General features: G+C 59.4%; 18 protein-coding genes. 9 read left to right on the top strand and 9 right to left on the bottom strand.

The window, feature by feature from the left end; translation table 11 throughout:
* Positions 1 to 35 precede the first annotated feature (35 nt).
* Genes atzF through ACP15N_RS11030 form a run of 5 tightly spaced genes read right to left on the bottom strand, consistent with a single transcriptional unit; the run spans position 36 to position 6,989 of the window.
* Positions 36 to 1,820 carry an allophanate hydrolase gene (atzF, locus tag ACP15N_RS11050; RefSeq protein WP_425092329.1) on the bottom strand — a complete coding sequence of 595 codons (1,785 nt, stop codon included), beginning with the start codon at positions 1,818 to 1,820 and terminating at the stop codon, positions 36 to 38.
* 14 nt (positions 1,821 to 1,834) lie between these two features.
* Positions 1,835 to 3,463 (bottom strand): dipeptide ABC transporter ATP-binding protein, encoded by a 1,629-nt coding sequence (locus tag ACP15N_RS11045; RefSeq protein ID WP_425092328.1) that lies wholly within the window; start codon positions 3,461 to 3,463, stop codon positions 1,835 to 1,837.
* Between the two features lie 3 nt (positions 3,464 to 3,466).
* Positions 3,467 to 4,351 (bottom strand): ABC transporter permease, encoded by an 885-nt coding sequence (locus ACP15N_RS11040; RefSeq protein ID WP_425092327.1) that lies wholly within the window; start codon positions 4,349 to 4,351, stop codon positions 3,467 to 3,469.
* On the bottom strand, positions 4,351 to 5,352 hold the full coding sequence (locus ACP15N_RS11035) for an ABC transporter permease (protein ID WP_425092326.1): 1,002 nt from the start codon (positions 5,350 to 5,352) through the stop codon (positions 4,351 to 4,353). The genes ACP15N_RS11040 and ACP15N_RS11035 overlap by 1 nt, the downstream gene beginning before the upstream one ends.
* A gap of 17 nt (positions 5,353 to 5,369) precedes the next feature.
* Positions 5,370 to 6,989 carry an ABC transporter substrate-binding protein gene (locus tag ACP15N_RS11030; RefSeq protein ID WP_425092325.1) on the bottom strand — a complete coding sequence of 540 codons (1,620 nt, stop codon included), beginning with the start codon at positions 6,987 to 6,989 and terminating at the stop codon, positions 5,370 to 5,372.
* Between the two features lie 112 nt (positions 6,990 to 7,101).
* Here ACP15N_RS11030 and ACP15N_RS11025 point away from each other — a divergent pair, with 112 nt between their 5' ends.
* Positions 7,102 to 7,995, top strand: coding sequence for a LysR family transcriptional regulator (locus tag ACP15N_RS11025; RefSeq protein WP_425092324.1), 894 nt, complete (start codon positions 7,102 to 7,104; stop codon positions 7,993 to 7,995).
* Positions 7,996 to 7,997: 2 nt separating this feature from the next.
* On the opposite strand, the gene ACP15N_RS11020 is transcribed toward ACP15N_RS11025, so the two are convergent.
* The gene (locus tag ACP15N_RS11020; protein ID WP_425092323.1) at positions 7,998 to 8,384 is read right to left on the bottom strand and encodes a YciI family protein; all 387 of its coding nucleotides are present in this window, start codon (positions 8,382 to 8,384) and stop codon (positions 7,998 to 8,000) included.
* Between the two features lie 97 nt (positions 8,385 to 8,481).
* On the opposite strand from ACP15N_RS11020, the gene ACP15N_RS11015 reads away from it, so the two are divergent.
* From ACP15N_RS11015 to ACP15N_RS10985, 7 genes are read left to right on the top strand one after another with little or no spacing between them, the layout of a single operon-like run.
* Positions 8,482 to 9,366, top strand: coding sequence for a fumarylacetoacetate hydrolase family protein (locus ACP15N_RS11015; RefSeq protein WP_425092322.1), 885 nt, complete (start codon positions 8,482 to 8,484; stop codon positions 9,364 to 9,366).
* Positions 9,366 to 10,028 (top strand): malonic semialdehyde reductase, encoded by a 663-nt coding sequence (locus ACP15N_RS11010; RefSeq protein ID WP_425092321.1) that lies wholly within the window; start codon positions 9,366 to 9,368, stop codon positions 10,026 to 10,028. Before ACP15N_RS11015 ends, ACP15N_RS11010 begins: the two co-directional genes overlap by 1 nt.
* A 6-nt stretch (positions 10,029 to 10,034) precedes the next feature.
* On the top strand, positions 10,035 to 10,490 hold the full coding sequence (locus ACP15N_RS11005) for an OsmC family protein (RefSeq protein WP_425092320.1): 456 nt from the start codon (positions 10,035 to 10,037) through the stop codon (positions 10,488 to 10,490).
* A 31-nt stretch (positions 10,491 to 10,521) separates the two neighbouring features.
* Positions 10,522 to 11,610 carry a C4-dicarboxylate TRAP transporter substrate-binding protein gene (locus ACP15N_RS11000; RefSeq protein ID WP_425092319.1) on the top strand — a complete coding sequence of 363 codons (1,089 nt, stop codon included), beginning with the start codon at positions 10,522 to 10,524 and terminating at the stop codon, positions 11,608 to 11,610.
* 53 nt (positions 11,611 to 11,663) lie between these two features.
* Complete coding sequence (locus ACP15N_RS10995; RefSeq protein ID WP_425092318.1) at positions 11,664 to 12,149, top strand: TRAP transporter small permease subunit; 486 nt, start codon at positions 11,664 to 11,666, stop codon at positions 12,147 to 12,149.
* Complete coding sequence (locus ACP15N_RS10990) at positions 12,146 to 13,450, top strand: TRAP transporter large permease (RefSeq protein WP_425092317.1); 1,305 nt, start codon at positions 12,146 to 12,148, stop codon at positions 13,448 to 13,450. The genes ACP15N_RS10995 and ACP15N_RS10990 overlap by 4 nt, the downstream gene beginning before the upstream one ends.
* 15 nt (positions 13,451 to 13,465) lie before the next feature.
* Positions 13,466 to 14,335, top strand: a complete 870-nt coding sequence (locus tag ACP15N_RS10985) for a dioxygenase (protein ID WP_425092316.1) — start codon at positions 13,466 to 13,468, stop codon at positions 14,333 to 14,335.
* On the opposite strand, the gene ACP15N_RS10980 is transcribed toward ACP15N_RS10985, so the two are convergent.
* Complete coding sequence (locus tag ACP15N_RS10980; RefSeq protein WP_425092315.1) at positions 14,332 to 15,012, bottom strand: GntR family transcriptional regulator; 681 nt, start codon at positions 15,010 to 15,012, stop codon at positions 14,332 to 14,334. The two genes, ACP15N_RS10985 and ACP15N_RS10980, sit on opposite strands and share 4 nt — an antisense overlap.
* A 258-nt stretch (positions 15,013 to 15,270) precedes the next feature.
* Between ACP15N_RS10980 and ACP15N_RS10975 the strand changes: the two genes are divergently transcribed.
* Positions 15,271 to 17,061, top strand: a complete 1,791-nt coding sequence (locus ACP15N_RS10975; protein WP_425092314.1) for a PHA/PHB synthase family protein — start codon at positions 15,271 to 15,273, stop codon at positions 17,059 to 17,061.
* A 127-nt stretch (positions 17,062 to 17,188) separates the two neighbouring features.
* Here ACP15N_RS10975 and ACP15N_RS10970 read toward each other — a convergent pair whose 3' ends face one another.
* A complete protein-coding gene (locus ACP15N_RS10970) occupies positions 17,189 to 18,880 on the bottom strand; it encodes a sulfatase-like hydrolase/transferase (RefSeq protein WP_425092313.1) in 1,692 nt (563 codons plus the stop codon).
* A gap of 333 nt (positions 18,881 to 19,213) precedes the next feature.
* Positions 19,214 to 21,307: an amidohydrolase family protein gene (locus ACP15N_RS10965; protein ID WP_425092312.1), complete on the bottom strand. Its 2,094-nt coding sequence runs from the start codon at positions 21,305 to 21,307 to the stop codon at positions 19,214 to 19,216.
* Positions 21,308 to 21,445 lie beyond the last annotated feature (138 nt).

Genomic DNA, 21,445 nt, shown 5'->3' with positions numbered 1-21,445 from the left:
CTGCCTTGGCAGAAAACGCCTTTGTTAGAGCCTGTTCAAGCCCCGGTCGGTGTCAGATGCGCATCCCGGATGTAGGCGCGCCAACTCCCCAGATGCGTAATATCCTCGCCGCCCTGGACACCGGCTGCCTCGACAAGAAATCCGTGCACCACGTCGCCATCGGCAAGTTCAATCGACCCGATAGACAAGGGAGATGGAATGCCCGCGACGAAACCGCCGAGTGCTGGCTTGGGTAGCGACCAGACCTCCACTTCGATCTCGGCCCCTTTCTCTATGCGCAGCAATCCGGGCCGGTAGGGTGGCCCGCCGGTCAGCGCATAGAGCCTGTATCGGGGCGCGGTTCTCGTCGCGCTGATCAACTTCGCACCGCGCGAGGTCAACTCTTCGTTCAAGGGCAGTCCGGACATATGCGCGCCACACACCGCAAGAGCAATCTCGTCCGAGCTTTGGGCCGGCGGGTCCGACGGCGTCGTGGCTGAGGGGCTGTCCCCTTCGAACACACGCGCGAGGGAGGCCACCAAACCATCCGCGCCGGACCGTCCGAGCAGCGTGACCGACCCCGGCAATCCATCCGCGCGGGGTGCGGTCGGGACGGCCATTCCGCACATATCCAGAAGATTGACGAAATTTGTATAGGTGCCGAGGTTCGAGTTGGGCGTTATCGGGTCCGCCTCCAGGTCGGCAAGGCTGTAGAACGTCGGGATCGTGGGAACACACAGGAGATCCACGTCCACAAGCACCTGCTCGGCAACACGTTGGAGAGTCTTCAGTCGGTACATCCCACGAAACGCGTCGGCCGCAGACAGGGTCTTGGCCGCAGCGATGATCTGAGCCGTCGTTGGATGGAGCGCGTCTGGCTGCTCTGCCATCAGCTTTTCGACAACCGCATAGCGTTCGGCGACCCAGGCACCGTCATAGAGCATCTGGGCAACGTCATAGAGCGGGGTGAAGTCCAGTTCGACGATTGACACCCCACACGTTCTGAGATGGCCCAGTGCGGTGTCGTACATTTCTGCCTGGGTCTGGTCGCCAAAGAACTCCAGCGTACTTGCGTCCGGAACCCCTATGGTCAGCGCTGCGGGGGGCGGACCAAACACCGTGGCGGTCACTGGTTTGGAATACGCGTCCGCCGCGTCATAGGCGCAGGCCACGTCAAAGACGGAATACGCATCGCCGACGGTCATGGCAAAGATCGAAATCGTATCCAGCGTTCGACAGGCAGGGACAACACCCGATGTGGACAAGGCCCCGAGTGATGGTTTCAACCCGACGATGTTGTTCAGCGCCGCCGGGACCCGCCCGGACCCGGCCGTGTCAGTGCCCAGAGAGAACGTGACAAGCCCATGCCCGACGGCAACGCCGGACCCGCTGGATGATCCGCCCGGAACAAGCTCTGGATCGACCGCATTGCGTGGTACGCCAAAAGGCGACCGGACACCGACCAGACCGGTTGCAAACTGATCAAGGTTGGTTTTCCCAATCAGAAGCGCCCCGGCGGCCCGCAATCGTGATATCACAAAGGCATCATGCTCGGCTGTATAGGCATAGGCGGGACAGGCGGCGCTTGTCGTCAGGCCCGCCACGTCGATATTGTCCTTCACGACAAATGGAACGCCCCAAAGCGGTGTGTCCGGCCCCTTGGGGGGGAGGGCTGCGACGTCGGCCATGACGTCTTCGATCGAGCACAAATGGATGAACAGCGCAGGGTCATCGACGACCGCGATGCGGCGGAACACCTCCCCGATGACCTCGCGTGGGGTTAATCCCTCGGCATAGGCGGTGTGCAGCGACGAGAGCGTGAAAGGGAGGGAATGCAGCATGGGGCGTCCTTGCTTTAGGCGGCGTCTTGTGCTGGCGGCTGCGGAGCAGCAGTCACCAGCGCTTTGGTGTAGGCATGTTTGGGGTTCGACATGATCTCGGCGGCGGGACCTCGGTCGATGATCTCGCCGGTTTTCATGACCAGGACCTCGTCGCAGAGCAGTCGCACGACATTCAGGTCATGGCTGACAAACAAGTACGACATCCCCAGCTTGGCGCGCAGATCGACCAAGAGGTTCAGCACAACGGCCTGAATAGACACATCGAGGGCAGCAGTTGGCTCATCGAGGATCAGCAGTTTCGGGTCCAGCGCAATGGCCCGCGCGATCCCGACACGTGCCTTCTGCCCGCCGGAAAGCTGGTGCGGAAACCGGGTCAGTAGGGGTTTCGGCAGGCCGACAAGATCCGCGAGCTCCTCTACCCGGGTCCGGGCCTTTGCTCCGTGCATACGGGCGATGCGCTTGAGCGGCTCAGCAATGGCCGAGGCAGCCGTATCGCGGGGGTTCAGACTGTCGGTTGCGTCCTGAAACACCATCTGGATGTCACGCCGGGTCGGGTGGGTCGCGAACCGCGCGGCGGGGGTACTGGCGATGTTCTGTCCATCGAAGATGATCTCGCCACTGGTCGGGTCCTGCAGGCGCACGATCATCTCGGAGGTGGTGGATTTGCCGCTTCCGGATTCACCGACAAGTCCAACCGATTGCCCGTCCTTGATCGCAAACGAAATGCCCTTGACCGCATGGACCGGCCCGGTCTTGCCCGGATAGGTTTTCACCAGATCGCGGACCTCCAGCAGAGGACGGTCATGGACCTTGTACCGGGGTTCGGCGGTGCGCGTGTCGGGCGGCAACAGCCCGCGGATCGACGCGCCAATGCGCGGTGTGGCATCGACAAGCTTGCGGGTATAGGCGTGTTCAGGCCTTGTGAAGAGCCTGCCTGGTGCGTCTTCTTCGACGATCTTGCCGTCCTTCATCACCACGATCCGGTCGCAGTATTGCGAGGCCAGCCCAAGGTCGTGGGTGATCAGGATGCTTGTCATGCCCCGGCTTCTGGTCAGGTCCGCAACCAGATCCATCACGGCCTTCTGGGTGGTGATATCAAGGCCCGTTGTCGGCTCATCCGCGATCAGAAGCTGCGGATCGCAGGCGAGCGCGATGGCGATCACGATCCGCTGGCACATGCCACCCGACAATTCGAAAGGATACGCCTCGTAGCGGGCCGCGGCGTCGTTGATTTTGACAGCCTCCAGCGCGGCAATGGCCTTTTCCTTCGCGTCCTGACGCGTTGCCTTGGCGTGACGCGTCAACACGTCTTCGATCTGATGTCCGACCCGCCGGATCGGGTTCAGCGCGGCGCGGGGATTTTGGAAGATCATCGAAATCTCGCGCCCGCGAATGTCCCGCATGTCGCGTTCCGAGGCGCGGCGCAGGTCCATTCCTGCATAGGTTACGTCGCCTGCGCGAATTTCCCCTCCGGCATCGAGGATGCGCATCAGTGCATAGGACGTTACGGACTTGCCAGAGCCGCTTTCGCCCACGATGCCCAGAGTTTCCCCCTTCGCAACGTTGAAAGAGATACCGCGCACAGCTTCCACGTCGCCCTTGCGCGTTCGAAATCCCACCGACAGGTCCTTGATCGACAGCATCGCTCAGGTCCTCTTGCGCGGGTCGACGATGTCGCGCAGCCCGTCGCCCAGAAGGTTGAAAGTGAATACCGCGAGCATCAGCCAGAGGCCGGGAAACAGCGCGAGCCACCACTCGCCCGAGACGATGAAGTTCGCGCCCTCGGCCACCATGATTCCCCACTCCGGGGTTGGGGGTGTGACACCCAACCCGATAAAGGACAGCCCTGCCGCATTCAGGATTGCCCAACCGAGGTTGAGCGACACCTGGACCATCATCGGCGGCAGCGAATTGGGAAATATGTGAAAGGCCAGCACGCGCAGATCGCTGTTGCCTGCGAGTTTTGCGGCCTGGGCAAAGCCCGCATTGCGGCGGATGTTCACTTCCGCCCGGACGAGGCGCGCGTAAAACGGAATGTTGATGATGGCGGTTGCGTAGATGATGTTCTCGACCGTGTTGCCGAGCGCGGCCACCACGCCCATGGCCAGAACGAACAGCGGGAACGCCATGATCGTGTCGAGAAAGCGGTTCAGCACGGCATCGAGCCATCCGCCCCAATACCCGGCGATTGCCCCAAGCGTGGAACCGATGACGAAGCTCAGCGCGACGGCGGCGACGGAAATGGTCAGGTCCAAACGTGTTGCGACGATCACCCGGCTGAAGACATCGCGACCAAGGTTGTCGGTACCGAACCAGTGGCTCCACGACGGCGGTTCAAGCGCGCGTGCGGCGTTGGTCGCCAGCGGATCATAGGGCACGAGGCTGGGTCCGAATACTGCGCACCCGATGAAGAAGGCGAGCATCGAAAACGCCAACAAGGTCACCGGGTTGTCCTTCAGGACATAGGCGATGTGGCCGAAGGTGGTGTCGCCCTTACGGGCCTTCGCTGCGTTTGTTGTCACATCTGCCATCAGGAAAACCCGATCCGGGGATCAATCAGCGCATAGGCGATGTCGATCAGGAGGTTGAGCAAAACGAAAAGCAGCGCCATGGCAAGGACGAAGCCCTGCACGGCGGCGTAATCGGACACGACTAGCGCCTCGACTGCGTATGAGCCGATGCCTGGCCAGGCGAAGACCTTTTCCACCAGAACGTTCGCACCAAGGGTAAAGGAAAACACCATGCCGAGGGTCGTGATGACCGGCAGCAACGCGTTCCGGAATGCGTATCCGTAGAGGATCTTGCGCCGCCCGAGCCCGGCGGCCCGAGCAGTTCGAATGAAGTCGGACGAGAGCGAGGACAGCATGGACGCGCGGGTCATGCGAGCAATCGGCGCCAGAGTGAACAGCGCCAGAGTGGAGGCAGGCAGCACAAGTTGTTTCATCACGCCGACCCATGTGTTCCAATCCCCGGCCAACGCGGCATCGATCAGGTAGAACCCGGTCACATGCGGCGGCGAGATGTAGATGAAGTCGAGCCTGCCCAGAGGCGCGGGTGCAAGGCCGGTCAGATAGTAGAACACATAAATCAAAACGATGCCGGTGAAGAACGTGGGCATCGAAACACCCGCGGTCACGACAACTCGGCACAGGTGGTCTACCCATGTTCCGGGCCGGGTTGCCGCGAGGATACCGAGCGGAATGGCAATGGCGCAGGACAGCAGAAGCGCAACCAGAGTGAGTTCCAGAGACGCAGGAAGGCGCGCAGCAAGGTCCGCTCGAACCGATTGACCGGTCGAGATTGCGGTGCCCAGATCGCCCTGTAGCAGGTCTCCGACATAGAAGAAGAACTGCTGTATCAAGGGCTTGTCGAGGCCGAGCGCCTCCCGCACTTCGGCAATGGAGGCCTCGTCTGCTGCGGGGCCGGCAAAATATACTGCCGGGTCCCCGGGAAGGGCGCGGGTGAGAATGAACGAAATCACCACAACGCCGATCACCACTGGGATCGTCTGGGCCACACGGCCCAGGATCATCTGCGCGCGCGCGTTCATCAGGCTGAAGCTGACGAAAGCGGGCGAACATCCAATTGACGGTGGAACCAGAACTCGTAATCGGTCGCGCCGTTCATGGCCACGTTGAGTGCTGGCTGCCAAAGCGGAATACGCGGCAGGTCTTCGAAGGCAATTTCGAACATCCGCTTGATGGCCGGCGCATAGGCCGGATCGTCCATCGGGATGTGCAGGGTGTCATCGACCAGTTTCTCGATCTCTTCGTTAAGATAGTTCGAGGAGTTGAACAGATGCCCGTTCTTGTAGGCCCAGAAGAAGTAGTAGTCGGGCGTGTTCAACCATCCGCCGAAGTTCTCCAGGTGCAGGGGCAGGCGCTTTTCAACGAGAGCCGCCGTGCGCCAGTTTGCGCCGGGGATCTTTTCGATCTCCGTCTTGATGCCGATCTCTGCAAAGGCCTCTTGCAGCAGCAAGGCGGTCGGTTCCATCCAGTCGGCCAGACCAAGGCTGATCGACAAGGGTACCTCGAACCCGGAGGCAAACCCGGAGGCCGCCATGTGTTCCTTGGCCTTGGCCATGTCGGTCATGTAGGGCGACTTGCGCGGCCAGGCGATATCGGTGATTTCGGCTTCTCCGCCCCACATTGGCGCGCCACGGCTGTAAGCCGCAGTCTGAAAGATCGCCTCGTAGGGAATTGCATAGGCGAGAGCCTTGCGCACGTTGGCGTCCTGAAACGGTTCGAACGCGAAGTTCGGGCAGAGGCAATGGATGCAGTTCTCGATAGGAGTGGAATAGACGTCAACATCGTCCATCGCGTCCAGTTCCGACGCATCCTTGTTGGGAATGTTGAACGACATCTGCACATCGCCCCGTTCGATCAGCGCGCGTCGCGTGGCCGGACTGGGCACTTCGCGGACGATGACGCGTTGGAAAGCGGGCAGGGGGCCGCCGACCCATGCATCGTTGCGCTCGTAAACCAGTTGTTGGCCTTGCTGCCAAGTCGCGACCTTGAACGCACCCGAACCCGCGGGCGTTGTGTGCAGGTATTCCATCGCCCACGGGTCGTCTGCGGTCGCGTTGGCCTTGGCGACCTCGGCGTTGATGATGAAGGGCACGGGAACCGCAAGATCCGGAAGCGTAAGTTTCGATGGACGGTCGAGTGTTATGACGAAGGTCTCTTCATCCACGGCGGCAAACTGATCCGGGCGTTCCAGCCCGCCTGCGCGCATCTGGACAGACGGAAAGCCGCCAACAGAGACCGCGCGGTCGAACGACCATTTCACATCTTCTGCCGTGACCTTGCGCCCGTCCCAGAACGTGGCGTCGGATTTGAGCTTGAAGATCATGGTCAGACCGTCCTCGGAAATCTCCCAGCTCTCGGCGAGTTCCGGCTCGATCACGGCGTAGTCGTAAGACAGTCCACCACCCGGTGCGGTCTTGGTGCCGAAACTCACAAGCCGGTCATAGACGTTCACCGCGACCTGATAGGAGGCACGGTTTGTGCCCGTGCGGTGCAGGTCAAGCGAGTTGATTGTCTGCCCGGTGACGGCCACCAGAACGTCGCCGGATGCTGCGTGCGCCGGTAGTGTTTTCAGGAACGGAAGCATTGCAGCACCAAGAGTGCTGCCGCTCAGCTTTAGGAAGTCTCTGCGGGTAGATGCCATGGGAAACCCTTTCGGTGTGAGGAGGTCTGCTTGCAGCGACAGTTGCATTGCAGTGCGTTGCGCTCAAATGCTATAAACTCAGCAGACCGATGCAAAAAATGCAGCATAAGAAATGCGTCACCTGCTGATCTACGACATGATCGAAGCCGTCCATCGGTCGGGCTCCATCCGCAAGGCCGCCGAGGATACGAACATCACGGCTTCGGCTCTAAACAGGCGGATTCAGGCATTCGAGGAAGAGTTCGGATCCGAGATTTTCGAACGGCTGCCGCGTGGGATGCGGCTCAATCCCGCCGGCGAGTTGTTGTTGCACCATGTGCGCAGCCAGCGCCAGGATCTGGCCCGCGTACATTCCCAGGTGGCAGACTTGTCAGGCGTTCGGCGCGGGCATGTAAAGATCGCCTGTTCGCAGGCGTTGCTGCCCTATTTCCTGCCGCAACAAATCTCGGAATACCGCAGTGCGTTTCCCGGTGTGACGTTCTCGGTCAAGGTGCGAGACCGGATCGAGGCGGAGCAGGACCTGGTTACCTTTGAAAGCGATCTGGCGCTTGTGTTCGAACCCGCGCATCTGGTCGACTTCGAGATCCTTCACGCTGTTCCGCAACCCGTAATGGCGGTCATGTCGCGGGCCCATCCCCTTGCCGGGCGCAAGGAGTTACGATTACGGGACTGCCTGCAATACGATCTGGTTTTGCCTGGGCCACAATACGGCGTTCGCGGACTTCTTGACCTTGCAGCCAGCCGCAGCGGCCAGAGGCTTGAGCCTGCTCTAGAGACTGAATCCTTTGAAATGGTTCGCCACTACGCGGCCTACGGTCAGTGCATCGGATTTCAGATCCCGGTCGGGTTGAGCGAGCGCGCCCGCCCGGAGATGGTGTTTATTCCGATTTCTGCGCAGGACGTGGCGGGCGGGGAGTTGTTGCTCGGCCACCTGCGTGGGCGCACCTTGCCGGTTGCAGCATTGAAATTCGCACGTCAACTCGCGCACGCGCTCGGACCCGGCTAGCGTTAGCCAAGGTCAACGGATTTCGTTGAAAGCCCGACCGACAGCGACAACGACCCTTCGTTCACAAGCCAGCGCCTGAGTACGTAACTGCGCGCGCCACTGGAATGCATAGGGTCTGCGTCCGCCAGGGTACGCGCATCGTCTAGGGACGGGGTACGATAGATGATAAGTCCTGTTCCCTGCATTTGCGCGCCGGTTTCGTCGGACATCGGACCAGCCAGAAAAAGCGTTCCCAGGGATTCTTGTTCGGCTTGGTAGGCCAGATGATCCGGCAGGTTCTCTTTCACAAGCGCCGGGTCGCCAGTCGGCGTGGAGACCACTGCATAGAGTTCTAATGCAAGCGCACCGCGAGACTTCGCCTCGGATTTATAGTCGTTCCATGCCGGCATGCGATCGTCTCCTTTTGCTGCCCAGCAAGAATATCGATTTTATTTGACTGATGCAATTTTTATCGTCAAAAGAGTATCAGGGAAAATGGAGGGAAAGATGCGATTTCTCGTTGGGACCGTCGAGGGCGTGCAAAGTGTGTTTGCTGTAACCGGGGACGAGGCGAAAAATCTGTCGCGCGTTCTGCCGGAGATCGGCAACGATCTTGCAGCACTCACTGCGTCGCCTGATCTTTTGGCACGCGCCCACGCCGCCGCCGAAACCGCAGAGGCCGTTCCAGTCAGCGCTATCTCGCCCGCCTTGCCGATCGCCAATCCGGGCACGATCATCTGCCTTGGCTTGAACTACGTGGAGCATATCAAGGAAGGCGGTTACGACATTCCCGATTATCCGGCGCTGTTCATGCGTGGCCGCAACTCGGTCATGGCTTCCGGTGCTCCGATGGTGCGTCCGACCTGTTCGGAAACACTGGACTACGAAGCCGAACTGATGCTCATCGTCGGCAAGGGTGGCCGCCATATCCCCGAAGACAAGGCGCTTGATCATGTCTTTGGTTACACGACCTTCAACGATGGATCGGTCCGCGAATACCAACGCAAGACCCATCAGTGGACACCCGGAAAGAACTTCGACAACACGGGTGCGATAGGCCCGATCGTGGTGACACCCGATGAACTGCCCGAAGGTGCAAGCGGCCTGAAAATCGAAAGCCGCGTCGGTGACGAAGTGCTCCAGTCGTCGAATACAAGCAATATGATCTGGGGGGCAGCCAAGACCCTGTCGATCATTTCGGAATACACCACACTCGAGTCCGGTGATTTGATCGCCCTTGGGACTCCCCCGGGCGTGGGTCATGCCAAGAAGCCCGGGCCACGCTGGTTGCGTCCGGGCGAGGTCATCGAGGTTGAGATCGAAGGCGTCGGAACCTGTGCCAACCCGGTCGTGGATGAAGCACACACCGCTGCAAAGACGGCGGCGGAATGATGGGGGAAGGGTCCGAATCCCTGTCCGACCTCAGAGCGACCGCGCAGGAGGCCGTGCGTGCGCTGCGGTCCCGCAAGCCGCGTCTGGACGACGACTCGATCGATCTGATCCTCCGCGATGCCCGATCACATTACGCGTGGACCGATCGCCCGGTCAGCGATGAGTTGCTCCGTACCCTGTTCGACATCACCATTCAGGGTCCGACGAGCATGAATACCTGCCCGGCGCGTTTCATTTTCGTGCGCAGCGCGGCGCACAAGGACCGCCTCGCGAAGTCGCTCAAAGCCAAGAACATCGACAAGATGCGCGCAGCCCCGGTCACGGCGATTATTGCGTGGGACCCCCTTTACTGGCAGCGCCTCGACTTCCTGTTTCCGCACGAGGACCGCAAGCCGCTTTTCGATGGAAAACCGGACTATGCCCACGATACGGCCTATCGAAATTCCACCTTGCAGGGCGCGTATTTCATGATTGCCGCGCGGGCGATGGGGCTGGATGTCGGGGCGATGTCGGGGTTTTCCAACCAGATCGTGGATGAAGAGTTCTTTGCAGAGAACGGCTGGAAGTCCAACTTTCTGTGCAACATCGGCTATGCCGACGAAAGCGCGCTTTTTCAGAAGCTGCCGAGGTTCGATTTCGACGACGCGTGCGAGATCTTGTGAGGACGTATGGGAGTGCGTGACAAGACAACAGTCCGGCTCAAGGCCGAGGCGACCTGTCCATCGCATTCTCGGGCAGATGTGGCCATTCGGGATCTGGCGTTTTCGATAGACGAACCGACGGAACGCGGTGGAACAAATCTTGGACCGACCCCGACAGACACTGCGCTGGCGGCGCTCGCCGGATGTACCAATGTGATCGGCCACAAATGCGCGAGCAAGCTAGGCGTCGATATTGGCGCGTTGCGCATCAGGCTGACATGCACCTTCGACCGGCGGGGTGTCACCCTAACGGAGGAGATCGAAACGCCGTTTGTCGCGATAGACCAGACCGTGATCTGGTCCGGCACCGCGACAGACACCGAGATAGAGGCCGTGGCAGTGGAGGTTGAGAAGTACTGCCCCCTGGCCAAGCTGTTTGTTGGGTCCGGCACACAGCTCACGACGAGGTGGACCAAAGCCTGAGCAGTCAGGCCTTTTTTGGGAGGAAGAGACAATGATTGGACTGATCACGCGCCGTACCCTCATGGCGGCATTGCTTGCAGGGGCGACAGCCCTGCCTGCGGCGGCCACCGAGACGATCAAGGCGGTCGTCATCGACGGATACCCGGCGCGCGCGCTTTGGGTGAAGGAGTTCACGAACTTCTTCATTCCTGAGGTAGACAAGCGCCTTGCCGAGACCGGCAACTACAAAATGGATTGGCAGGAAAGTTACGGCGGCACCATCGTGAAGCCGAAAGGGGTTCTCGAAGGCGTAAAACTGGGTCTGGGGGATATCGGGATCGTCACCACGATCTTTCACAGCTCCAAACTGCCCAGTCAGGGCCTGGCCGCTGTAACCCCGTTCGTGTCGTCGGATGCACGTGCCGTCGCGAAGGCAGTCGATGAAATCGCCAAGGAATATCCCGCCATGCAGGCCGAGTTCGATGCCCAGAACCAGGTCTATCTTGCGACAGGTGTCGTCCTGGACACTTATCAGGTTTTTTCCCGCATGCCGATCAGCAGCCTGTCTGACCTTGAGGGGACCAAGATCGCAGGCGCGGGCATGAACTTGCGCTATGTCGAAGGCATCGAGGGTGCGGCGGGCGTGCGCGGCGGCCTCACGGATTTCTACAACATGGTTCAGACTGGTCTGGTCGACAGCGCAATGCTTTGGCCTGAAGCGGCCTCGACCTTCAAGATTGCCGAGGTTGCGCCCTATATGCTCAAGGCGGATCTTGGTGCCGTGAACTCCAAAACAGTGACGGTCAACAAGGATTACTGGGAAAAACTGCCCGTAGAGGTCAAAGAGGTTCTTCAAGAGGTCGCGGTCGCCTACCGAGATCATGTCGCCGGAATTGCCATGGACCGCGCACAAGCCAGCCGTGATGCTTATGTCGCCGCTGGTGGCACCATTGTCGAACTGGACGATGCAGAGCGTGCCGCCTGGGCGAACGCAATGCCGAACATCGCTGCCGAATGGGCTCAGGGTCTGAATGATGCCGGTCAACCCGGTACACAGATGCTGAACAGCTATCTGGGCAAGTTGCAGCAAGCCGGCTTTTCCCCGGTTCGCGACTGGGCCGACGACGACGCAATCAACTAAGCGCAGCATCCGACCCGATGGCCCCCTTCGCCAAAATTGCCAGCGGCATTGCCATGGCGGCAAATGCCGCTGGCACCTTCGTCGTCGTCGCGCTTATTGCGATCGTGAACTACGACATCGTCGCGAGGGGGCTTTTCAATTCACCCTTCCTCGGCGCGGTCGAGGTTGTGCAGTTCTCGATGGTGCTGATCGTCTTTCTGCAGTTGCCGGACGTGATCCGCGTCGGGCGCCTGACCCGGTCAGACGGTTTCCTGTCCCTGATGCAGACCCGAAAACCGCGTATCGGAAGTGCGCTGGGCAAGATCATTGATCTTGTAAGTGCGGGTTTCATGGTCCTCGTGGCGATCGCAATCTGGCCCGAGTTTCTGGAGATGTGGGAAAGCAACGATTACTTCGGCGTACCCGGCGTGTTCACCGCGCCGTGGTGGCCGGTCAAGTTGGTGATCTTCCTGAGTGCGTGCCTGTGCACGGTGCACTTTCTGCTTCACTTCCTTACGCAGACGGGGGATCATACCCCGCATCAAGAAAGCGGCTCATGACCCCCGTCGATATTGGCCTCGTCTCGATCATAGCGATTATCGTGTTGATCTATCTCGGGATGTACATCCCCATTGCTCTCGGATTGGTCAGCTTCGTCGCCATCTGGATCATGCGCGAGAACATGGATCTATCCTTCGCGCTGCTGAAGATCGCCATTGGCGACAGTGCGATGGAGTACACGTTTGCGACGATCCCTCTGTTCACCTTTATGGGGTTGATCGTCTCCAAGGCTGGGCTTGGGGCGGATATTTACTCGGTCATGAACCAGGGGTTCCGACGCATTACAGGTGGCATCGGCATGGCGACGGTCGGTGCGAATGCGGTGTTTGCAGCCGTCACCGGGTCCTCCATCGCATCTGCCTCGGTGTTCTCGAAAATGTCGGTGCCCGAGATGTTGCGCCATGACTACAACCCGCGCTTTGCGGTCGGAGTGGTTGCGGGCAGCTCCGTTCTCGGCATGATCATTCCGCCCTCCGCGATGTTGATCATCTATTCATTCGTCGCCGAGCAATCGGTGGGCGAGATGTTTCTGGCCGGTGTCATTCCGGGGTTGTTGCTGGCTGCGGCTTACGTGTTGGCGATCTGGTTCATGGGCAAATTCACGCCCGCATTCGTCGGTGGCAAGAAGGTCGAGACCGAGGACCTGATGCCGTGGTCCGAGATTGCCGTGAAAACAATTCCCATCATCATTCTGATCGTTGTGGTGCTGGGTGGGATCTACACTGGCTGGACGACGCCTGTCGAAGCTGGCGCAGCAGGTTCGCTGCTCGGCATCCTGATTGCAGCCGCTCGCAAGCGGATCAATCTGAAGAGTTTTTGGGAAACCGTCATCGAAACCGGGCACATCACTGCGGCGATCCTCTTTCTGATTACCGCGGCGTCGATGTATGCGCGGATGCTGGGTATCGCGGGATTGCCGAACGAACTTCAGACGATCCTTGCAGCGAACGAGTTTTCGTTCTTCTGGATCATGTTCCTGCTCGTGGTGTTGATGCTGTTTCTGGGCACAATCCTGGATACCGCCTCGATCATCCTGATCGTTGTTCCCCTGTTTCTGCCGCTGATCGACACAATGGGGCTGAGCCTTGTGTGGTTCGGCATCGTCGCCGTTGTCGCCGCAGAGATCGGGTTGCTGACACCGCCGCTTGGGCTGAGTTGCTTTGTCATCAAGGCCACGCTCGATGACGACCGGATCAAGCTAAAGGACGTGTTTCTGGGGGCGCTGCCGTTTGCCTTCGTGATGCTGCTGGTATTGATCCTTCTGATCCGGTTTCCGGCTCTAAGCCTCGCTTTACTCTAGCCAAAGGAGCGCCCCATGCGCGACGTCACCAAAGACAATATCACCGATGTTTTCATGGGTTACCTGGGCGAAGATGTGAATCCGCGCTTGCGGGAAGTGATGGGGAGCCTTGTGCGCCATCTGCACGGGTTCGCCCGAGATGTGAACCTGACCCACGAGGAATGGAACACCGGCATCGCGTTTCTGGAGAGAGCGGGAGAGATTTCTGACAAGGAACGGCACGAGTTTGTCCTGCTATCGGATGTGTTGGGCCTGTCATCGCTTGTGGACATGCTGCACAACCTGCCAGAAGGCACGTCTTCGTCGGTCTTGGGGCCGTTTCATATCACCGGCTCACCGCCGCTTCGGGTGGGAGGCGACATGCGCAAGGGGTTCGATGCGCCGGTTCTTCTGGTCGAAGGGATCGTAAAGAACCCGGATGGCGCTCCGATCCCCGGCGCGACCCTGGACATCTGGCAAACCGCGCCGAACGGGCTTTACTCCAGTCAGGACCCGGATCAGGAGACCTATTCCTTCCACGGTCTGCAAACCGTCGGCGCGGACGGGCGCTATGCCTTCACGACGGTGCGGCCCGTGGAGTATACGGTGCCTTCGGACGGGCCGGTTGGGGATATTCTGCGCGCGTGCGGACGCCATCCATGGCGCCCGTCGCACCTGCACTTCATCGCGGAGGCGGAGGGATACAAAACACTCGTGACCGAGGTTTTCCCCGAAGACGATCCGTATCTTGATCAGGATACGGTTTTCGGCGTGCGCGAAGACCTCGTGATGCGGTATGTTCAGATGCCCGCCGGAACCTTTCCGGAAAAGGGGTTTGATCTGTCCGGCAAAGTACCTGACGCCTACCTGAAAGTGGCCTTTGATCTGACGTTGGTATTAGCTTAGTCCAGCCCGCCGCGCCCAAGTAGCCCGGACAGGAACGCGCCGGTCATCTTGTAGTGGTTGAGCAAGCGCTCACTGGCGGTATCGACATCCCGGGCCACGGCGGCATCGAGGATACCCTTGTGTTCGTCGCTGACATCGCGGCGCTGATAGTCCAGCGCGTTCCCGGCAAGATATCGGTATCGGATATTCAGGTCGTAGAGTTGCGAACAGAACTTCAGCAAGATGGGTGAGCTTGCATTCGCCAGCAGTGCAAGGTGAAACCCCTTGTGCAGCTGCTCGAAGCTTGAACTCTGGGAGGCCTTTGCCCGTTGCATCCGATGATGTGCCAGAACGATGCTTTCTTCCCACGCATCGGTCGCACGCGCCATGCTTTCGCGCAAGGCAAGGTCTTCGAGTGTGCAGCGGAGCACCAGAAGCTCATCGAAATTCTCGGCACTCACCTCGGCCGCGCGAAACCCCCGTTGGTCAATGCGTTCCACCAGGTTGTCTGATGTCAGCAGGCTGAGCGCCTCTCGCAACGGGGAGGCTCCGATGTTCAGCTTCTGTCGCAGCCCGTCGATTTTCAGTTTCTCGCCAGGTTTCAGTTCGCCCGTGACAATCATATCGCGCAGCATCTGGTAGGCGCGCTGCGTCGCCGATCCTTCGCTTTGTGCGGAGTCGAGCCCCATCACATTCATTCGCCACTCCTCGTCACGCGTCAGTTCGACCGTTGATTTCGAATATAACGATATATAGCCGAAACTGAACAAAAAATCGATGAGTTCCCGAGGTCAGCACCAGACCAAACCGAGCCAGTTCGAAGCGCACGCGTCCGTGTTTCAGAGTGCGCTCTCAACTTGAATATCATGCGCGCGATACTGAACGAAAGGAGGAGCGCTCTTTTTCACGCTGTCGCTATAATGGGCAGGTCCGATTTGGATTGGGAGGTCTCCGGCATGTCAGAAATCACGAAAAAGACTGAGCTTCCGAATGTTCAGAAAACAACGATGCGCATGATGGCGCTGGCGCAACGGGCGTTGGAGGCAACGTCAAAAGTGCAGAAACGGTCTCTCGCGCAGGCTTCCGGGTCCGAGTACTCACTGATGGATGCGCAGACCTTGACCAAGGCGTACATGACCGTCTGGTCCCGGTTGCTGACAAATCCGCAGGAGATGTGGAATGCACAGATCAAGGCGGGTAGCGATATCGCGGGGTTCTGGGGCAAGGTCATGACGCCTCCGACCGAAGATGCCGAACCCGTGCGCGATCGGCGCTTTGCCGACCCGAGCTGGTCGGAGGACCCTGCTGCGCGCATGTACCGCGACGCCTATCTTGCTTTGGAAACCTCGGTCGGCGAGTTGCTGGACCAGATCACGCAGGATAGTCGCGACGACATGCGGGTAAATTTCTACACCCGGCAGGCGCTGCATGTGCTGTCCCCGTCGAACTATTTTGCCACCAATCCCGCAGCCCGCGCGACCCTTATGGAAAGCGGTGGTGAAAGCCTGTTGAACGGCATCGAAAACCTGTTGGACGATCTGGAGCGAGGCGATGGACGGCTGGACATCGCGACCAACGACCCGGAAGCGTTCGAGGTTGGGGTGGACCTTGCAACTACTGAAGGCGAGGTGATTTTTCAGAACGAGTTGATGCAGCTCATCCAGTATCACCCGAGAACGGAAACGCAGCACAAAATCCCGCTGTTGTTCGTGCCTGCGTGGATCAACAAGTTCTACATCATGGACATGCAGCCCAAGAACAGCCTGATCCGATACGCACTGGATCAGGGCAATTCGGTCTTCGTGATCTCATGGGCCAACCCGACCAAGGCCCACGCCGATCTGGACTTCGCCGATTACATGACGCTTGGACCGCTCACCGCACTCGACGTCATTCGCGATGTCACCGGGGAGGACAAAGCCAACGTGCTCGGGTTCTGTATTGGCGGCATCCTCGTGACCTCGATGCTGGGATATCTTGCCGCAAAGGGCGATGATTGCATCAATGCGGCCACAACGCTGGCGACAATGGTCGATTTCAAGGATGTCGGCGAGATCGGGGTCTTCATAGACGACAACCGACTGGAAATCCTGCGCGCCCATATGGAGGAAAAAGGGTACCTTGAGTCCTACCACCTTCAGGACATGTTCTCGATGCTGCGGGAAAACGATCTGATCTGGTCGTTCTTCGAGGCCAATTACCTGCGCGGAAAGAAACCACGTGCATTCGATCTTCTATATTGGAACTCCGATGCGACCCGGCTGCCGAAGGCCATGTTGCTGTGGTACCTCGAAGAAATCTACCTGAAGAACAAATTGTGTGAGGCGGGCGGACTGGAGATGGACGGCCAGAAGATCGATATCCGCAAGGTGAAAACACCCGTGTTCGTGCTGGCCACGGCAGAAGATCACATCGCGCCCTGGACGTCGATCTACCCCGCGACGCGTCTTCTTGGAGGCGAAGTCGAGTTCGTGCTGGGGGGGTCTGGCCATATCGCGGGTGTGATCAACCCGCCATCGCCGCGCATGAAGTACGGCTATCGCACGGCATCATCCTATCCCGAAGATGCTTCTGCGTTCCTCGATCAGTCCACACCGCATGAAGGCTCCTGGTGGCCCCATTGGTCTGACTGGCTGAGTGCGAAATCCGGCGAGATGGTCAAGGCGCGGGTGCCGCGCAAACGGGGAAAGTACAAGTCCCTGGAGCCTGCGCCCGGAAGCTACGTAAAGGCGAAATCCGTGTCTTGAATGGGTCGCGACCCCACCAAGGCGGTGGCGACGGACGGATTGCTGTATGGACGCTTGCTTAGATAAATAAAGGGCTAATGGTGTTTGTTGTTGGTGCGGCCACGCAACAAAGGCGGTCGCGACGGACTTATTGCTGTATGGACGCTTGCTTGGTCAGAAAGGCCTCGACCGCAGCAACCGTTTCCGGACGCAGGTTTTCAATCCCGTCATAGGGTCTGCCGCGCGCAGGTTCGGTATCCGGGTACAGTTCCTTACGCGCCATGTGTCGCCCGAGGATGCGCTGGAATTCCTGGCCTCCCCAAGCGCCGACCTCGGTTGAGACAGGGTACTTTTCGTGCGTATCCCGAAAGATATCAAAGAAGTTTGCCAGGATCGCGCTTTCCCCTGCGCCGGGCAGGTTCAGTTTCAACTGGTCCTTCACAATGGCCTTCGGCGAGGCGACGGAATAGATGATCACATGGTCCCGGCGGGTCTTGGATTCGTCTTCGAACAGGATTGCGGCGGACTGATCCACGCCATCTACCAGACGGTCGCGTGGAATGAATTCATCGGCTCCTGCGATCCGCGACAGGGTGGTGTAGAGGTCAGAGACATGGATGATGTTGTTGATCATGCTGTCCGCTTCGATGATCCCGGGCCAGCGAATGAACGCATCCACTCGCACGCCGCCTTCAGTCGTGTCGCCTTTGCCACCGCGATAGATCATGGGCGTGAATCCCGATTGCGGAGAGTATTTGGTGAAGTGGCCATTGTCCCCCATCAGAACCACGATGGTATTGTTGGCCACACCAAGGTCATCCATCCGATCGAAGAGTGCCCCTAGATACTGGTCCAGCAATTGCAGCTTGTCGGCATACAGCCCGCCATTGACGCTTTCGGGCCCATCCCGCCCCGTGCGCGTGTTGTCGAGCGGGATCATCGGCCAGTACTGCAGAAAGAACGGCGCATCGCCCTCGGCCAGTCGTTCAAGCTCTGCCAGCGTTTTTAGCTGAAACTCTTCGTTCATCTCGTCATATTTTTCCGCATCCCAGCGTTCGCCTGCGTCCATGCGAATTTCGCGGATCGGCCCGTTGGCTTCGCCTTCAATCACTGTGGCCATGTGTGACGCGTCGGGACGGAACCAATTGTCTACCACGTAGTCTTGTTCGAAATCCTGGATCCCGACCGAAACCTGTTCCCGGATCGCATCGTCATTGAAGATGGTCAGCTGGCCTTGCTGGTGAACTGCGTGCTGCGCATAGTCGAACCCCTGGTTCATTGCCCAGCTTTCGGCAATGTCCCCCATATGCCATTTGCCGACGTGACTGGTTGCATACCCAGCTTGCTTGAGCACCTCGGCAAGAGTCACTTCACTTCCCGGCAGACCAAAACCGGCGATATCGACGGTCGTGTCACCCATGCCCATGCGGACCGGCAGACGACCGGTCATCTGGGCCACGCGGGTCGGTGTGCAGGAGGGCTCCGTATACATGCGCACCATACGCATCGCTTCATCCGAAAACGCATTGATGTTCGGAGTATCGATACCCCGCACCGCGTTCAACTCGGGTATGCCCATGTCTCCGAAACCGAGGTCATCGATCAGGATTGATACGATGTTTGGGGGTTTGCCTTCGTTTGTCTCACGAAACGCTGATAGCAGTGCGTCGACCGCTGCATCGTCTTCTGCCCACTGCTCTGCGTTTTGAGCCTGCAGAATGTAATACTGTGCGTCGTGTTTGATGGCCTCGTCCTGTGCCTGCGCAGGCACTGCGAGGGCCGAAGCTGAAGTCAGAGCGATGATTGTAAGCGAGTGAACATACTTTATCGCGGGTATCACGGTGTGTTGTCCTTCCTTGGGTGTTTAAAAAAGTATGCACGAGTGAGGCATCCGTCGTGCAAATTGCCGTCCCCGTTGCCGGGTGTGCCGTATCAGAATACGGCGCTCCCCCTCTGCCGTGCAGGAACAGCGAGGCTGGCTTTTGCACTCTTCGCGATCCTCGTGAGGCGGTATAACCCATGCCAAAGTTGAGTATCCTCGTTATGGCCACGGTTCAGATGCGCATAGTTTCGATGCAAAAGGCAAGGTGGTGGGTCCGGCGGCACCAGGGCACACACAACGGTGCGCGCAGGGTTGCAGTTGTGGGTCCCGGCGGACCGGCTGTGCCGGGCCCTATTCGACCAGAGTATCTGTCTCCAACAGGGTTGATGCGAGGATATCACCCAAGGCACGGGCCACACACGCGCCGGAATGCGGTGCGCGCGCCACAACCGAGGGGCGCAGCCTGCTCAAAGCGCCGGGTGACCCCTGCATGTCCTGCGATACAGCGAAAACGCGCAGAAAGTCCGCGTACGGATCGGTTCCGTCACCTCGAGGTGCATAGTGCATGTTTCCTTCGCGCACGCTGGCCTGGTAGATCGTTTCACCTTCCTTGATGGTTTCAAGCACTTTGACACTGTCGAGTGTCTCCGGATCAATGGCCGTGGGATCGTCGGACAGGATCACAAGGTCAGCCATTTTTCCTGTCTCCAGAGAGCCTTTCTGGTGTTCTTCGAAGTGTTGGTAGGCGGGCCAGATCGTCATCGATTTCAATGCCGTCAGGACATCGACGCGCTGCGCAGGGCCGATGATATCGTTGGACCGAGACCGTCGTGTTACCGTGGCATCAAGAATGCGCATGGAGTCCGGAAACGCGACCGGCGCGTCATGGTGGCTGGAAAACATCATCCCGCGATCTCTGACCCATCCGGTTGGCGAGATGTTGTCTGCTGCGGCCGGACCAACGGTCCGGTCGCGATGCCAGTCGCCCCAGTAAAACGTGTGCATCGGAAAGAGCGAGGGAAAGACGTTCAGACGGTTGTAGGCATCAACCTGATCCTCGCGAAGGAACTGGCCGTGGATCAGAACTGGCCGGCGGTCGGCAGGCCCATGGGACTCTGTCGCGGTTTCGACTGCGCCGATCAGTATATCCGACGCGCCCTCGCCATTGGCGTGCACCAGGATTTGCACGTCGTTGGCAAAGGCCCAGTCGATTGCCTCGAAGACCTGATCACCCGATGCGGAGGCATAGCCGACATAATCCGCCCGGAATCCTTCGGGCGGATCGAAATAGGGGCGGTCGCGCAGGGCGGTGAAACCTTGCGGGGAACCGTCAATCGTCAGTTTCGCGCCGCCGACCCTGAACCGGTCGACGTAGTCCCGCGAATGGCTTGCTGCGATGAAATCGCGGTCCACGAGAACATCCGGGTAGGTCACAACGTCGATGTCGAGGCCTTCCTCGGTTGCGACGGCCTGCATGAGTTGCGCGACTTGGGGTGTAGAACGCCCCTCCTGCGCGGTGGTATACCCGAAGGACGCGATGAGTTCCGTCCCGGCGCGGAAAATCGCACGATTGGCTGCTTCGTCAAGCCCGCCGAGAAGAGCGCCGATCACGACAAATGACGCGTTTTCCTCCAGAACGCCGTTGGGTTCGGAGCTGCCTGCGCGACGCCGGATGACGCCGCCCGTGGGATCGGGCGTGTTCGCGTCGATCCCGGCGATTTCAAGCGCCTTCGAGTTCGCGACGCCAAGGTGGCCGGACTGGTGGATCACGTAAACAGGGACCTCCGTAGACACCGCATCAAGCTCGTCACGGGTCGGGTGGCGTTGTTCTGCAAGTTGCGCGTCATCGTATCCGAACCCGAGGATCAATCCCGCGTGTTCGATGCGCTCGGGCTGCGCCTCGGAAAACTCGCGCAAGACCTGCTGCAAGGTGGGGATATCGTTCACGCGACCGTCAGGTTCAGGCAACATGTTGGCCGAGAGCGCCTGGATACCTGTCATGAACACATGGCCGTGGGCATCCACAAAGCCGGGGATCATCGTCCGACCAGCCAAATCGATAACCTGGGTATCCGGGCCCTGCAGCGCCATCACGCTGTCTGCGTCGCCAACCCCCTGAATGACGCCGTCTTTCTCCGCCAGAGCCTCGGCCCGCATTGCCCCGTCGACCATTGTCAGGATCGGGCCGCCCATCCAGATGCGGTCGGCTCTGGCCGGGTTGATTTCGGTGCCATGTTGGGCACGAAAAAACTCCCAAGCGTCGATCTCACGCCCGTCGCCAAGTGTGCAAAAGCCAGTTTGACCCGAGTCACTCACCGACACGGAATACGTCCCGCCCTGATCGGTGCAGAACGTGGCAGCCGGGTTTGGCGTTTCTGCTGCTGCGGCACCAACGGCGGACCAAACCAGAGCTAAGGCGGGGAGAGTGCGAAAGAGACGGAGCATTCAAGGTTGCCTTTGTTCAGAAGTACCTGCGAACTTGCGCCCAAGTCCGAACACCACTCAGTGACCCGGGCGCAACTTCGGGCACCGGGCGGGACTATCGACGCGGGCGACATGTGCATCATCAGGCACATGTTTTCA

The organism is Tropicimonas sp. S265A (assembly GCF_049800835.1).
Classification (GTDB): Bacteria; Pseudomonadota; Alphaproteobacteria; order Rhodobacterales; family Rhodobacteraceae; genus Dinoroseobacter.
This window is presented reverse-complemented; position numbering and strand designations above follow the sequence as displayed.